At 67.4% G+C, this 13,284-nt stretch carries 13 protein-coding genes and 1 tRNA gene; 8 read left to right on the top strand and 6 right to left on the bottom strand.

All coding sequences use genetic code 11. The annotated features are described in order from the left end of the window. The first annotated feature begins 32 nt into the window (after positions 1-32). Complete coding sequence (locus ACIA49_RS18835; protein WP_396378470.1) at positions 33-848, top strand: uracil-DNA glycosylase; 816 nt, start codon at positions 33-35, stop codon at positions 846-848. Here ACIA49_RS18835 and ACIA49_RS18830 read toward each other — a convergent pair. Continuing rightward, the gene (locus ACIA49_RS18830; protein WP_396378469.1) at positions 817-2,703 is read right to left on the bottom strand and encodes a GTP-binding protein; all 1,887 of its coding nucleotides are present in this window, start codon (positions 2,701-2,703) and stop codon (positions 817-819) included. The genes ACIA49_RS18835 and ACIA49_RS18830 overlap by 32 nt on opposite strands. Positions 2,704-2,891: 188 nt before the next feature. Between ACIA49_RS18830 and ACIA49_RS18825 the strand changes: the two genes are divergently transcribed. After that, positions 2,892-3,968 (top strand): serine hydrolase domain-containing protein, encoded by a 1,077-nt coding sequence (locus ACIA49_RS18825; RefSeq protein WP_396378468.1) that lies wholly within the window; start codon positions 2,892-2,894, stop codon positions 3,966-3,968. Positions 3,969-3,992: 24 nt separating this feature from the next. On the opposite strand, the gene ACIA49_RS18820 is transcribed toward ACIA49_RS18825, so the two are convergent. Then, a complete protein-coding gene (locus ACIA49_RS18820; protein WP_396378467.1) occupies positions 3,993-4,316 on the bottom strand; it encodes a hypothetical protein in 324 nt (107 codons plus the stop codon). Positions 4,317-4,527: 211 nt separating this feature from the next. On the opposite strand from ACIA49_RS18820, the gene ACIA49_RS18815 reads away from it, so the two are divergent. From ACIA49_RS18815 to ACIA49_RS18805, 3 genes are all read left to right on the top strand, one after another. Further along, positions 4,528-5,229: an alpha/beta fold hydrolase gene (locus ACIA49_RS18815; protein ID WP_396378466.1), complete on the top strand. Its 702-nt coding sequence runs from the start codon at positions 4,528-4,530 to the stop codon at positions 5,227-5,229. A gap of 82 nt (positions 5,230-5,311) precedes the next feature. Then, positions 5,312-5,806, top strand: a complete 495-nt coding sequence (locus ACIA49_RS18810) for a hypothetical protein (RefSeq protein WP_396378465.1) — start codon at positions 5,312-5,314, stop codon at positions 5,804-5,806. Between the two features lie 117 nt (positions 5,807-5,923). Continuing rightward, a complete protein-coding gene (locus tag ACIA49_RS18805) occupies positions 5,924-6,106 on the top strand; it encodes a hypothetical protein (RefSeq protein ID WP_396378464.1) in 183 nt (60 codons plus the stop codon). A gap of 370 nt (positions 6,107-6,476) precedes the next feature. Here the strand turns inward: ACIA49_RS18805 and ACIA49_RS18800 are convergent. From ACIA49_RS18800 to ACIA49_RS18790, 3 genes are all read right to left on the bottom strand, one after another. Beyond that, positions 6,477-6,557, bottom strand: a tRNA-Leu gene (locus ACIA49_RS18800). Positions 6,558-6,573: 16 nt separating this feature from the next. Beyond that, the gene (locus ACIA49_RS18795) at positions 6,574-7,140 is read right to left on the bottom strand and encodes a peptide deformylase (protein ID WP_396378463.1); all 567 of its coding nucleotides are present in this window, start codon (positions 7,138-7,140) and stop codon (positions 6,574-6,576) included. After that, complete coding sequence (locus tag ACIA49_RS18790; protein ID WP_391546111.1) at positions 7,137-7,643, bottom strand: glycine cleavage system protein R; 507 nt, start codon at positions 7,641-7,643, stop codon at positions 7,137-7,139. Before ACIA49_RS18790 ends, ACIA49_RS18795 begins: the two co-directional genes overlap by 4 nt. A gap of 104 nt (positions 7,644-7,747) precedes the next feature. On the opposite strand from ACIA49_RS18790, the gene ACIA49_RS18785 reads away from it, so the two are divergent. The 3 genes from ACIA49_RS18785 to ACIA49_RS18775 all read left to right on the top strand — a co-directional run bounded on the left by ACIA49_RS18785 (position 7,748) and on the right by ACIA49_RS18775 (position 11,938). Next, positions 7,748-8,872, top strand: a complete 1,125-nt coding sequence (locus ACIA49_RS18785; protein ID WP_396378462.1) for a sensor histidine kinase — start codon at positions 7,748-7,750, stop codon at positions 8,870-8,872. Further along, positions 8,869-9,525: a response regulator gene (locus ACIA49_RS18780; protein ID WP_396378461.1), complete on the top strand. Its 657-nt coding sequence runs from the start codon at positions 8,869-8,871 to the stop codon at positions 9,523-9,525. Before ACIA49_RS18785 ends, ACIA49_RS18780 begins: the two co-directional genes overlap by 4 nt. A 67-nt stretch (positions 9,526-9,592) precedes the next feature. Then, the gene (locus ACIA49_RS18775) at positions 9,593-11,938 is read left to right on the top strand and encodes a GH92 family glycosyl hydrolase (protein WP_396378460.1); all 2,346 of its coding nucleotides are present in this window, start codon (positions 9,593-9,595) and stop codon (positions 11,936-11,938) included. On the opposite strand, the gene ACIA49_RS18770 is transcribed toward ACIA49_RS18775, so the two are convergent. Beyond that, the gene (locus ACIA49_RS18770; RefSeq protein ID WP_396378459.1) at positions 11,939-13,246 is read right to left on the bottom strand and encodes an NAD(P)/FAD-dependent oxidoreductase; all 1,308 of its coding nucleotides are present in this window, start codon (positions 13,244-13,246) and stop codon (positions 11,939-11,941) included. Positions 13,247-13,284 lie beyond the last annotated feature (38 nt).

The raw sequence follows: 13,284 nt of genomic DNA, 5'->3' as shown, positions 1-13,284 counted from the left end.
CTCCCCGGGGATCAGCTGACTAGTCTGTCGTTATGAAGCTGCCGCATCCGTTGACCGGGGAGCTGTTCGAGAGTCCGGTACCGCCGGGGACTGGTTGGCCGGAGGATCCGGCAGAGCCCGGTACGGCGGTTGCGCGGTCGGCGGATGAGGTCGTGGAGCTGGCTGTCGGAGGCTTGGCGGAGATCGAGGCGCGGGTCTCGGTGTGCCGGGCGTGTGAGCGGTTGGTGGAGTGGCGAGAAGATGTTGCCCACAGCAAGCGTGCGTCGTTCGCGGACCAGCCGTACTGGGGTCGCCCGATTCCCGGTTGGGGAGCTGCGGAGCCGCGGATTCTCATTGCAGGATTGGCGCCTGCCGCGAACGGCGGGAACCGCACCGGTCGCGTCTTCACCGGCGACCGGTCCGGCGACTGGTTGTTCGCGGCGCTGCATCGGGTCGGGCTCGCCAATCAGCCCACTTCGCTCCACGCCGGGGATGGCCTGCAGTTGCACGCGACCCGGATGATCGCGGCCGTCCGCTGCGCCCCGCCCGCCAACAAACCCACGCCGGTCGAGCGCGACACCTGCGCCCCATGGTTCCGCCGCGAACTCGAGCTGGTGCTGCCGACGACGCGGGTGATCATCTGCCTGGGCAAGTTCGGGTACGACGCGCTGCTGGCCGGACTCGCTTCGCTGGGCGCCGCCGTACCGAAGCCTCGTCCTAAGTTCGGTCACGCCATCGAGCATCAGATCGACGGCGTGACCGTCATCGGCTGCTTCCACCCCAGCCAGCAGAACACCTTCACCGGCCGGCTCACCGAAGCCATGACCGACGCCGTCCTCACCCGCGCCCGCGAACTGGCTGACGTCTGATCGGCGCGTAGTGGTCGAGCCGGGCGTCCAGGACCGCGAGGCCGTGCGCAGCGCTCGTCAGTTCGTTGCGTAGGGCATCGATCGACCCGGTCCGCACGGCACCCCGGACGACGGCGAGCTCACTCGACAGCGTGGTCGTCTCCGAGATAGCGCCGTACCGGCTGAGGACCTTCAGCACCTCCGGCATCGTCTCGCTGGGAAACTCGACGCTGACCCGGTCGATGGGTTCGCAGACTGTGGTTCCGGCGTTCTCCACAGCCTCCTTGACGACCAGCGCCGTGGTGTAGCGGACGTGAGCGGGATGCGGCGCGGCCGGTGGGTAGCCGCTCTCGACAACAGTGATCTTGATGTCGGTGACCTGCCAGCCGTTCGGCCCGGAAGCCAGGGGCTCGTCGAGATACCTGAACACCGCCTCGCGGAATCCCTCGATCGTCCCGTAGACATGCAGCGGAAGACTCCCGTGCTCGGCGGCGATTACCAGCTCTGTGCCGCTGCCGGGCGCGGCCGGTTCGACCGTGACGCCGAGCGTGTACGGGTATTGCTGCTCGGGACTGCCATACCGCAGTACGGCGTACCCCTGTCCGGCTGGGCGCTCGACGCAGATCACGGACGGTTGACCGAGCACCACCTCGATGCCGTACTCGGTGGCGAGCGTTTCGGCGATCACCTCCTGCTGCACCTTCCCGTACAGGCTCACGTGCAGCTCGTCCTGCCGAACCCGCAACGTGATCAGCGGGTCGATGTCGGCGAGCTCCGTCAGTGCCTTGTGCAGGTCGTTCTGTTGCCCAGGATCAACGGCCGTGATGGTGGACTGCAGTGCGGGCGGCAGGAAGTTCGGAGCCGGTACGTCGGTCGGCCGGGTACCGATCCAGTCGCCGATCTGGGCCTGATCGAGCCCCTCGACCTGGACGATCTGCCCCGCGGTCGCTCGCGTGCCGGCGACCGCACCACCGGGTTGCTGGATCTGCAGCGCAGTCACAACGCCTTGCGCCACATGGTCCCGTACGGCGAGGGTGCCGGTGCGGAGGCGGATCGAGCAGACGCGGGCCCGTTTGCTCGACCGTTCGATCTTGAAGACCTGCCCGGAGGTTTGGCCGGTGTGGTCGCCGCTCGAGGTCGGGAACAGACGGAGCGTTGCGTCGATCAGTTGCTCGACACCGGCGGCTGTCCGCGCCGACCCGGCTAGGACGGCCGAGACCTGCTTGGTCGATCGGAGGCTCTCCCAGAGCCGCTCAGCCGAGGGGACTCCGTGGTCGACCCAATCTCTCAGCAGCGCATCGTCGTAACCCGCGAGCTCCGCACACAGCGCTTCCGGCCCGACCGCCTCCACGCGGGCGTTCGCCGTACCGGGGTTGTGTACTGCGCTCAACGTGACAACGGATTCGGTGAGATGCCGCTGGATCTGCCGGATCGTCCGGGCGGGATCCGCGCCGGACCGGTCGACCTTGTTGACGAAGAAGATCGTCGGCACCTTCAGGCGGCGCAACGCGCGGTGCAGCACGATCGTCTGCGCCTGAATACCTTCGACCGCCGAGACCACCAGCACGGCACCGTCGAGCACGGACAACGACCGGTCCACCTCGGCGATGAAGTCAGGGTGGCCCGGGGTATCGACGATGTTGACGCCCACATCCGCGGCGTAGAAGGTCGCGACGGCCGCGCGGATGGTGATCCCGCGACGGCGTTCCATCGCCAGGCTGTCGGTCTGCGTCGTACCGTCGTCGACCCGGCCGCGCTGCGCGACAGCGCCACCGAGTTGCAGCAGCGCCTCGGTCAGGCTCGTCTTGCCGGCGTCGACATGTGCCAGCACGCCAAGGTTCAGCCAGTGGCGGGGAAGTACGGGAGTTCGGTCCATGCGTGTCCTCGTGAGCAGTCGGTGTAGGGCAACGAGCTCACGAGTTGGCGCATGGGGTGATCCACTCCTTGATCGGTGAATGGCCACCGTCCTCGACCGCGGTCACCCATGTCAACCGAATAAAGGCCGGGGGAGAACTCGGGGCGATCCCGGGTGCCCTTTGCTTTCCGGCGGACCAAGGTAGAGGAATGAGAAGACGTGTGGGAGTGATCGGAGTGGCCGTGATCGCCTTACTGGCCTTGCCATTGCGAGCCCAGGCAACGCCGTACGGGCTGCAACGCGGGCTGGACGACGTGGTCAGCGCGGCCGCCGTCGGTGCCCAAGCGGAGGTGCATGACGGCGCTGCGGTCTGGCGCGGGCGGAGCGGTGTCGCCGAGCTGGGTTCGCCGCGGCCGGTGCCGTTGACCGGGCAGTTCCGGATCGGCAGCATCACCAAGACCTTCCTGGCGACGGTGACGCTCCAACTCGTCGCCGAGAAGCGCCTCCGGCTCGACGATCCGGTCGCGCGCTGGCTGCCCGGTCTGCCGACCAACGGCGCCACGGTGCGTCAGCTGATGAACCACACCAGCGGCCTGTACGACGTCCTCTACACCCTGCCGCGCCCACCCCAGCCCGAGTTCTACGCCAACCGCTACCGCACGTGGACCAACGACGAACTCATCCAGCGCGCCCTCGCCAACCCGCCGACATCCAAGCCTGGCCTCGAATACAAATACTCGAACACGAACTACCTCGTGCTGGCCAAGATCGTCGAAAAGATCACCGGCCACACCTACGCGTTTGAGATCGAGCACCGCCTCATCCGCCCGCTCCACCTCCACGACACCAGCGTCCCCGGCACCAACCCCCGGATCCCCGGCCCCCACGCCCACGGCTACGTCCCGTCCCCCGACGGCCAACTCCTCGACTTCACCACCCTGAACCCATCCCTCTTCGGCGCCGCCGGCGAGATGATCTCCTCCACCAAAGACCTCGACCGCTTCCTGACCGCCCTCCTGGGCGGCCACCTCCTCCCGCCCACCCTCCTCCACCAAATGAAGACCCCAGGAACCAAGAACGGCCACTACGGCCTAGGCCTCGCCTGGAAAACCACCACCTGCGGCACCACCATCTACGGCAACGACGGCGACGCCCTCACCCACCAAGCCTGGTCCTACGCCACCGAAGACCTCCACCGCCGAGCCACCCTCTTCGTCACCCCCACCTTCACCACCAACCCCGACCCCGCCGTAGATGCCTTCTTCAACAAAGCCTTCTGCCCCTAACCCCCGCGTGGGCATCCGCGACTCTTAGTCGCCAACGAAGCGGATGATGCTGCCGGGGCTCCGCTCGCATCGCGCTGCCAGCGCCCGGAGGCGGAGGAGCCCCCGACGCTGCGGGCCAGGATGCGACGTCGGGAGCAGCCGATCGATCTCCCGCAGTAGCTCGTCCATGTCAGCCGGCACGAACACCGTCTCGCCGAACGAATCGACTCGGCTGAGCAGCGGGTACCCGGCGGGATCGGCCGGCAGCAGTTCGTCGAAGTCACCGGCAGCATCGAACGTCCCACCGGCCGGATCCGGAAGCCGCATCGCCCGGCCGTCCGAACCCACCAATTCACCGTGGATACCCATCGGCCCATCATGCCCGGCCGGCCGGGTGACGTGGTGATGCGGACCGCCCCCACTCACTAACCTCGCCTGCGCTGCTGTTACCGAGTCGACCTGAGCGTGGCCGCCCCTCGGTGCTCGCCCTTGGTGAGTGCTGGCGGTCCGCCCCATCGTTGAACTCCTCCACGGACAGAATGAGCACTTCGGCTATCCGAGAGATCTCAGGAGCGAGTGAATGACGCCTGGTACCCCAGTCGAACTGAACTTCATCGAGGCAGGACCGCAGGATGCGCCCGCCCTGATCTTCGTCCACGGCTTGGGCGACTCGTCGCTCATCTGGAAGCCATGGATGGACGCCTACGCGCCGACCTGGCGAGTGATCGCCCCGGACCTCCGCGGCCACGGCGACAGCCCCCGACCCTCGTCGTACGACCTGACTGACATGGTCGCCGACCTCGAGGCCCTCATCGACCGCCTGAACCTCGCCCCCGCCGTCATCGTCGCCCACTCGATGGGCGCCATGATCACCTACCTCCTCGCCGAGCGCCGCCCCGACCAAGTCCGAGCCCTCTTGCTCGAAGAGCCCCCGCCCCCGCTCCCCGCCGACCCGCCGCGCGACGAAGGCCAACGCCCCGACCGAGACCTCACCTACGACTGGAACATCCAGGCCCCGTTCAGCCACCACCGCAACCACCCAGACCCCGCCTGGCTCCCCGGCCTACGCTTCATCACCTGCCCGGTCCTGATCCTCCGAGGCACCCAAAGCCACATCAACCGCACCCAGGTCGAAGCCATGACCGCCGAACTACCTCAGTCCCACCTGACAGAACTAGACGCCGGCCACGACCTCCACACCGAAACCCCAGAAGCCTTCACCCACCACCTCGCCCACTTCCTGCAAACCCAGTCGAGTACGGCGGCCGTGCCCGAGACGTGATCTGGAGCGTCACAGTTATTGGTGGCGTACCGGAGGGATCATTGGGTCCGGTCTTAGTATCCAGACGACAAGGTGAGGGATCGTGGTTGTAGATCATGTCTGGGCAGGGCAGTTGGCTGCGGGGGAAGCGCTGAAGTTCCCGGTACGGCGCCGCCGTTGGGGTGTCAGACTGGTTGGGTTCTTGGTCGCTGCCCTTGTGTTCATTGGCCTGCTCGCATCATCCGGCCGTTTCGACGGGGGACAGCGAACCTACTTCCTGGTTGTCGCCGTCCTCGCTTTGGCGGCGTCCGCACTTCAGGCGGTGTGGGCCGCAGTGCAGTTGGCGACATTGCGGCCGGTGCAGATCGACTCGGCCGGAGTGCGATCCGGCGACCGGTTGGTCGAGTGGCGTGACATCCAGAGCATCGCGTCCCGACCCGCTTCAGTCTGGCGTGGGCTGGGACGGTCGGATGCAGATGTCAAAGTCATCTCCAGTCAAGGTGGCTACGTGGTGATCACTCGCGACCACATCGACGATGTAGCGGACCTTGCAGACCTGCTGAACGCTGAGGCCGCGAAGCGTCGAAGAGCCGCCTGAGATCGTGCGCACCGGCTGCCTAGGAGGCCTTCGCTTCACGACGCAACGACCGTCAACTGGACCGGCCAAGACGGACGACGGGCCAGACTGGCCGACAGACTGATGCTAAGGAAAACAATGGCGAATAGTCCCAATTCGAGCCGCATGCCGCTGGTCCTCGGCGTAGCCACCATCACCGTCGCACTGGTTCTGTTGGTGGCAGGCGTGGTGCCCTCGGCAATCGCCTTTCCCTTGATGGGCGCTGGGCTCGGAACTCTTCTCTTCGGCCTCTACAACAATCACAACGCCAGAAAGCGCTGACAGCGGCGCGCCACTTCAGCGGCCTCACCCGGCCGGCTCGAAGTGGCGCCTCACCCGCCGTCCACGCGTAGTGAAATGGCGGTGCCAGATCTGCTCACTCCGATAGTGCCGGGCACTCTGGCGCTGGATCCCGCTGGCATCACATCTCTCGGTGACGGCCTGGCTGACGACCACGCGGTCATGGCGACGTCCTGAGCCGTACGGCGGCGGCCGGCCACCGCGGGTCGGTCGCGCGGTAGCGCGTGGCGCGGGCGGTAGCGCGCAGGGAAGGTACGGCGCAGAGCCGGGGTGGGCGGGCTGCGCGCGGAGCGGGTGCGTTGAGGAGCGGAGCGACGAAGTAGCGGGCGCGGAGCACGCGGGGGATTACCAGTGCCCGGGACGGGATTCGAACCCGTACGCCTTTCGGCTGCGAGGTTTAAGCTCGCTGCGTCTGCCGTTCCGCCACCCGGGCGCGGGTCGAGGGTACGTTATTTGTAGACCTTGCGGGGGTGTACGGCGTGGGCTCCGGCGACTCGGTCGAGGAAGAGTTTGCCGGTGCAGTGGTCGATCTCGTGCTGGAGGGCGCGGGCTTCGAAGGCGTCGGTGGTGATGGTGACCTGGTCCGTCGTACCGGGGAGGACGCCGGTGACGGTCAGGCGGGTGGCGCGTTTGACGTCGCCGGTGAAGTCGGGGACGGACATGCAGCCTTCGCGGGCCTTCTCCTGGCGGGAGGCTTCGACGATGACGGCGTTGCAGAGGACGAAGACGCCGTGGCAGGTGCGGCTCTTGGGGTGGCCGGTGACGTCGAGGGAGAACATCTGGGCGGAGATGCCGACCTGGGGGGCGGCCAGGCCGACGCAGCCGGGGGAGACGCGCATGGTGGCGACGAGGTCGGCGGCCAGGGCGACCATCACCGGGTCGAGGGGGTCGACGGCCAGGCCCTGGGTGGCGAGGACCGGGTTGGGGGCGCGGACGACCTCGAGGACGTCGCCGACGAGGCCTAGTTGGGCGGGGCTCCAGCTGGCGAGGGTCTGGTTGAGGTGGGCGACGCTCACAGGTCGTCGCTCTCCGCCGGGCTGAGGGAGACGCCGACGCCGAGCTCTTCGGCGGCGATCTCCAGGGCGCGGTCGAGGGTTTCGAGGTCGGCGGTGAGCGGCAGCTCGACCTCGGCGGTCAGGACGTAGAGATCGCCGCTCAGCCGGGTGGCGAGGTCGGTGATGGTGCCGCCGGCGGCGGCGAGCATCCGGGTGACCGCGGCGACGATGCCAGGGCGGTCGGCGCCGTGGACGCTCAGCAGGTACGACGGTCCGATCGCCGCGTGCTCGTTCTCCGGGCCCATCGCGCGGACCGTGATGACCAGGTCGCCGCGGAGTGGCTCGACGGCTGCCTTGACCTCGTCGAGTGAACCGGAGCAGACGATCATCATCGCGAAGTGACCGCGCAGGAGCGTCATCGTGGAGTCTTCGAGGTTGACTCCGGTCCCGGCGAGGGCCTCGGTGACGTCCGCGATGATGCCCGGGCGGTCCGGGCCGATGACGGTGACTGCGAGCTGACTCATGCCCGGGAACCTACCGTCAACCAAAGGAGGAGATCACACCGACTTCGGTATCCGGACAGCCCGGATCGCCCCGTACGGCGGTTTCGCAGCGGTACGGTCGGGGCATGGACCAGCCCACGCGTCGTCGCCGCAGTACGCGCGACTGGATCGTGGACAGCGTCATTTTCCTGGTTGCGATCATCTTCGGCCTCACGGTCTGGAACGACAGCAAATCGACTCTGCACTCGGAGACGTTGATCGCACTGGACCTCTGGTGCGGACTCGCGCTCAGCCTGACGCTGTGGTTCCGGCGCCGGTGGCCGGTACCGCTGGCGCTGATCGCGTCGGTCATCTCGACCTTCTCCGACATGGCCAGCGGGGCGACGCTCGTGTTGATCATGTCGGTGGCGATCTATCGCCCGTGGCGCACCACCGTGCTGGTATTCGGGGTGAACACGCTCTCGCTGCTCGCCTATCTCCAGATCCGGCAACAGGACGACGACGCGGCCCTCGTGATCGTCGCCACCTCGCTCTACCTCGCGACTGCGGGTTGGGGTCTCTACATCCGCTCCCGCCGCCAGCTCCTGCAGACGCTGCGGGACCGAGCCGACCGCGCCGAGACCGTAGCCAGGCTCCAGGCCGAGCAGGGTCAGCTCCGGGCCCGAGAAGAGATAGCTCGCGAGATGCACGACGTACTCGGCCATCGCCTCTCCCTTCTGAGCGTGCACGCGGGCGCCCTCGCCTATCGCGGAGAGGAGGCGTCGCCCAAGGAGGTGACCGAAGCGGCCGAGGTGATCCGGGCCAGTGCTCATCAGGCGCTGCAGGACCTCCGCGAGGTGATCGGCGTACTGCGGGCTCCCGTCGGCGAGCTGCCCCAGCCCACGTTCGCGGATCTCCCGGCTCTCGTCGAGGCGTCCCAAGCGGCCGGCGTGGAGGTGGAAATCGAGCAGGACGTGGCCGGCACGCTCCCCGATCACATCGGCCGTACGGCGTACCGGATCGTCCAGGAAGGTCTGACCAACTCCATGAAGCACGCGCCGGGGGAGCGGGTCGCGATCAGCGTGACTGGTGCCCCAGGCAACGGACTTGAGGTCGAGGTGCGTAACCCGGCCCCCAACCTGCGCCGTGGTGAGGGACAAGGCCTCAAGGGCCTCAAGGAACGAGCAGCCCTGGTGGACGGCCGACTCGAACTCGGCCGCACCCCCGAGGGCGACTTCCGGCTCCAAGCCTGGCTACCGTGGCCGTCATGATCCGGGTACTGATCGTCGACGACGACCCGCTGCTGCGCGCCGGCCTCAAGCTGATGCTGGGCGGTGCGTCGGACATCCGCGTGGTCGGCGAGGCCGGGGACGGGACCGGCATCACCGGGCTGATCGAGCGGCTCGCGCCGGACGTCGTACTGATGGACATCCGGATGCCGAACACCGACGGCCTGACCGCGACGGAGACGGTACGGCGACGTCCGGGCGCGCCGGAGATCATCATCCTGACCACGTTCGACGCCGACGAGCATGTACTGCGGGCGCTGCGCGCCGGAGCGGCCGGGTTCGTGCTCAAGGACACCCCGCCGGCCGAGATCGTCGAGTCGGTACGGCGGGTTGCCGGCGGGCAGCCGGTGTTGTCACCAGCCGTCACCAAGCGGCTGATCACCCGCGTCGCGGCCTCGGGGCAGGACCAGCGCAAGACCAAGGCCGTCGGCCGGTTGGCCGGGCTGAACGAGCGTGAACGGGAGATCGCCGTCGCGGTCGGCGAAGGCAAGTCCAACGCGGAGATCAGCGCGACGCTCTACCTCAGCGTCCCGACGGTGAAGACGCACGTCTCCCGGATTCTGACCAAACTCGACCTGAACAACCGGGTCCAGATCGCGCTCCTCGTCCATGACGCGGGCCTGCTCCACGACTAGAGGACACCTTCCGGTCACCTGTAGCTTCTATCGTTGGAACGTCCGTCCGCCCAACGGGAGGCTCCCCATGCGCTTCGTCGCAGCCGGTCTTACCCTCGCTCTGCTGATCCCCGCCGTACCAGCTGAAGCGCACAATCCGTCCTACGACCCCGCGTCGTCCGTCGATCCGCTGATCGGCTCGCAGCGCGACGGGACGACCTGGCCGGGTGCGGTCCGGCCGTTCGGGATGATCTCGTGGAGCCCGACGAGCACGCGCGGCGATCAGACCAGTACGGGCGCGGCCAATGGATACCAGTACGACGTGACGCGCGTGCGCGGGTTCAGCCTCACGCACTTGAGTGGGGCGGGCTGCAATCCCGGTGCTGCTGGTGACATCCCGATTCTTCCGTACGTCGGGGTGGTCGACTCGTCGCCGACGGCTGACACGAAGGACGCGAAGTACGCGTCGAACTTCAGTCACGCGAACGAGAAGGCTGTCCCGGGCCGGTACACGGTGACGCTGGATTCGGGTGTGAAGACCGACCTGGCCGTGACTACGCGGGCGGGTGTCGGCGAGTTCACCTTTCCGGCGGATCAGACCGCGAACCTGCTGTTCCGTACGTCGAACTCGCTGAATGGCAGTGAGGATGCGGAGGTCACGATCGATCCGACTGGGCGGAAGGTGACCGGGTCGGTGCTGACTGGTGCGTTCTGTGGTCGTCGCGCGAATGGTGGGGTGAACAACCGTAAGACCTACTACCGGCTGTATTTCACTGCGTCGTTCGATCAGCCGGTGGTTGCCAATGGCACCTGGAAGAACGGTGACCTGGCCGTGGGCAGTACGCACACGACCGGCGGTGAGGGTTATGCGACTGGTGCGGATCGGGCCGGTCGTGGTTCGGGCGGGTATGTGTCGTTCGCGCCGGGCGTGAAGGTGCGGATGAAGCTGGGGATCTCGTATGTGAGTTTGGCGGGTGCGGAGCAGAACCTGCGAGCTGAGGTACGGCGGAACGCGACCGTCGATCGGATCGCGGCGGAGGGGTATGCGGCGTGGCAGCGTGAGCTGCGCGCGATCGATGTCACGGGTGGGACGGATGCGCAGCGTACGACGTTCTATACCGCGCTGTATCACGTGTTGTTGCAGCCGAACATCTTCAATGATGTCGACGGCCGGTACCTGGGGAGCGATCTGAAGGTTCACCGGTTGGCGCGTGGTCAGAAGGCGCAGTACGGGACGTTCTCCGGATGGGACCAGTACCGGGCGCACATCCAGTTGCTCGCGCTGCTCAAGCCGGATGTCGCGGGTGACTTCGCGCAGTCGATGTACCAGTTTGCCCAGCAGAACAACGGGGTTTGGGATCGCTGGCTGCACAACAACGGTCCGACGCACGTGATGACCGGTGACCCGGCAGCACCGACGCTGGCCACGTTCACCGCGATGGGCGTGCGGAACTTCGACGTACGGGGTGCGTTCGAGTCGCTGGCCCACCAGGCGCGGGTGCAGAACGCCGATGCCGAGAACGACGGTGGTTGCCCAGGGCAATGCACCGGCCAGCGCCCTGCCCTGAACACCTACCTGACCAAGAACTACGCCCCGCAAGACACCTGCCACTGCTGGGGCGGCGCCGCCGAAACCCTCGAGAACTCCCTCGCCGACTACTCGTTGGCCCAATGGGCGCAGCGGCTCGGAACCAGCGCACCGGATCTGAAAGCCCGGGGTAGTTGGTGGAAGAACACCTTCGACCCGGCAGTAGGTTATCAGCGGGCGAGGAGAGCCGACGGGACGTGGGAGCCGGGCTTCGCTCCCGACACTCAGACGGGATTCGCGCAGGGCTCGAGTGCGACGTACACGTGGATGGTTCCGCAGGACGTCTCCGGGCTTGCCGCGCTCATGGACGGCAAGGCCGTCGAGCGGCTGGACGGGTTCTTCCACGACGAGAACGGCAACTGGGCGGTCAAGGGTGGGAGCGCGGTCCGTTACGACCCGACCAACGAGCCCGGTCTCCATGCGCCCTGGCTGTACAACGGTCTCGGTGTCGCGTGGAAGACGCAGGCCACGACCCGCGAGATCGTCGACACGGTCTACGGAACCGGCCCGGCTGGGCTGCCGGGGAACGATGATCTGGGCACGCTGTCGGCTTGGTACATCTACGCCGCCATCGGCCTGTTCCCGCAGACCGCGGGCCGGGCTGAGTTGCTGGTCGGCAGTCCGTTGTTCCCGAAGGTCGAGCTGCGGCGGAGCAACGGCGTACGGATCACCGTGAACGCTCCGTCGACAACCGATGCGAATCAGTATGTGCAGTCGGCCCAGCTGAACGGGCGGCAGCGCTCGGAGTCCTGGCTGCCGGAGTCGTTCACCACGCGGGGTGGGCGGATCGACGTACAGCTGGGAGCGGCGCCCACGACCTGGGGCACCGCTCCCATCGACCGCTAGTCAGGACTCGGTAGCCCGGCGGAACTCCTCGTTGGGGGTCTGCAGGGTCCCCAGCGACGTGACCTCGCGGCGGAAGAACAGGGCCAGCGTCCAGTCGAGGATGACGCGGGCCTTGCGGTTGAAGGTGGGGACGCGGCTGACGTGGTACGTGCGGTGCAGGAACCAGGCCGGCCAGCCCTTGATCTTGATGCCGAACAGCTGGGCGACACCCTTGTGCAGGCCGAGGCTGGCGACCGAGCCGACGTACTTGTGCTCGTAGTCCTGCGGCGCCTGACCGTCGACGGTGCGGAGGATGTTGGCGGCGAGGCGGTTGGCCTGGCGGACAGCGTGCTGAGCGTTGGGTGCGCAGTACGCGCCGTTGTCCGAGGTCAGGTCCGGTACGGCGGCGTTGTCACCGGCGGACCAGGCATCGGTGACGCCCTCGATCCGCAGGTTGGCCAGGCACTTGACGCGGCCCTTCTCGTCGAGCGGGAAGCCGGTCGCTGCCAACGCCGGGTTCGCCTTCACGCCGGCGGTCCAGACGATCGTGTCGGCGTCGAACTCCTCGCCGTCACTGAGGACCACACGGCCCTTCTCGCAGGACTCCAGCCGGGTCTCCAGCTTGATCTCCATGTTGCGCTTGCGCAGCTGGTCGACCGTGTACTTGCCGAGGTCCGGGCCCACCTCGGGCAGGATCCGGTTGGTCGCCTCGACGAGGATCCAGCGCATGTCCTCGGGCTTGATGTTGTCGTAGTAGCGGGTGGCGTAGCGGGCCATGTCCTCCAGCTCCGCGAAGGCCTCGACACCGGCGTACCCACCGCCGACGAAGACGAAGGTCAGCGCCGACTTGCGCAGCGCGGGGTCGGGCTGGGAGCTCGCCACGTCCAGGCGGTCCAGCACCTTGTTGCGCAGCGCGATCGCCTCTTCGACGTTCTTGAACCCGGTCGCCTCCTCGGCCAGCCCCGGGATCGGCAGCGTGCGGGCGATCGAGCCGAGCGCGACCACGACCTGGTCGTAGGGCAGCTCGTACTCCGGGCCCTCCTCGGGCATCACCTTCGCGACCTTGTGCTCGTGGTCGATCCCGGTCACCCGGCCGGTCACCACCCGGCAGCCCTTGAGTGTCTTGCGCAGCGGCACCACCACGTGCCGCGGTTCCACCGAACCGGCCGCCGCCTCCGGCAGGAACGGCTGGTACGTCATCACCGACCGCGGGTCCACCACGGTCACCTTGATCTTGCCTTTCCTGGCCGCGCGACGCAGTCCGTACGCGGTGTACATCCCGACGTAACCGCCTCCGACGACGAGGATGTGCGGCACCTGGGCTGTCATCCGGTTCACTCTCCCTGAGTGGCTTGACGACTTCATGT

Origin of the sequence: Kribbella sp. NPDC051587 (genome assembly GCF_044453945.1) — a bacterium.
In the GTDB taxonomy this organism is placed as follows: Bacteria; Actinomycetota; Actinomycetes; order Propionibacteriales; family Kribbellaceae; genus Kribbella.
The sequence above is the reverse complement of the archived record's forward strand: the minus strand, read 5'-3'. Positions and strand labels throughout refer to the sequence as shown.

What these genes read in the sequence shown, in the direction of transcription:
- ACIA49_RS18820 (WP_396378467.1), bottom strand. Translation starts at nt 4,316, where the DNA reads ATGGGTATCCACGGTGAATTGGTGGGTTCGGACGGCCGGGCGATGCGG.
- ACIA49_RS18775 (WP_396378460.1), top strand. Translation starts at nt 9,593, where the DNA reads ATGCGCTTCGTCGCAGCCGGTCTTACCCTCGCTCTGCTGATCCCCGCC.
- ACIA49_RS18780 (WP_396378461.1), top strand. Translation starts at nt 8,869, where the DNA reads ATGATCCGGGTACTGATCGTCGACGACGACCCGCTGCTGCGCGCCGGC.
- ACIA49_RS18790 (WP_391546111.1), bottom strand. Translation starts at nt 7,643, where the DNA reads ATGAGTCAGCTCGCAGTCACCGTCATCGGCCCGGACCGCCCGGGCATC.
- ACIA49_RS18805 (WP_396378464.1), top strand. Translation starts at nt 5,924, where the DNA reads ATGGCGAATAGTCCCAATTCGAGCCGCATGCCGCTGGTCCTCGGCGTA.
- ACIA49_RS18785 (WP_396378462.1), top strand. Translation starts at nt 7,748, where the DNA reads ATGGACCAGCCCACGCGTCGTCGCCGCAGTACGCGCGACTGGATCGTG.
- ACIA49_RS18825 (WP_396378468.1), top strand. Translation starts at nt 2,892, where the DNA reads ATGAGAAGACGTGTGGGAGTGATCGGAGTGGCCGTGATCGCCTTACTG.
- ACIA49_RS18835 (WP_396378470.1), top strand. Translation starts at nt 33, where the DNA reads ATGAAGCTGCCGCATCCGTTGACCGGGGAGCTGTTCGAGAGTCCGGTA.
- ACIA49_RS18770 (WP_396378459.1), bottom strand. Translation starts at nt 13,246, where the DNA reads ATGACAGCCCAGGTGCCGCACATCCTCGTCGTCGGAGGCGGTTACGTC.
- ACIA49_RS18815 (WP_396378466.1), top strand. Translation starts at nt 4,528, where the DNA reads ATGACGCCTGGTACCCCAGTCGAACTGAACTTCATCGAGGCAGGACCG.
- ACIA49_RS18830 (WP_396378469.1), bottom strand. Translation starts at nt 2,703, where the DNA reads ATGGACCGAACTCCCGTACTTCCCCGCCACTGGCTGAACCTTGGCGTG.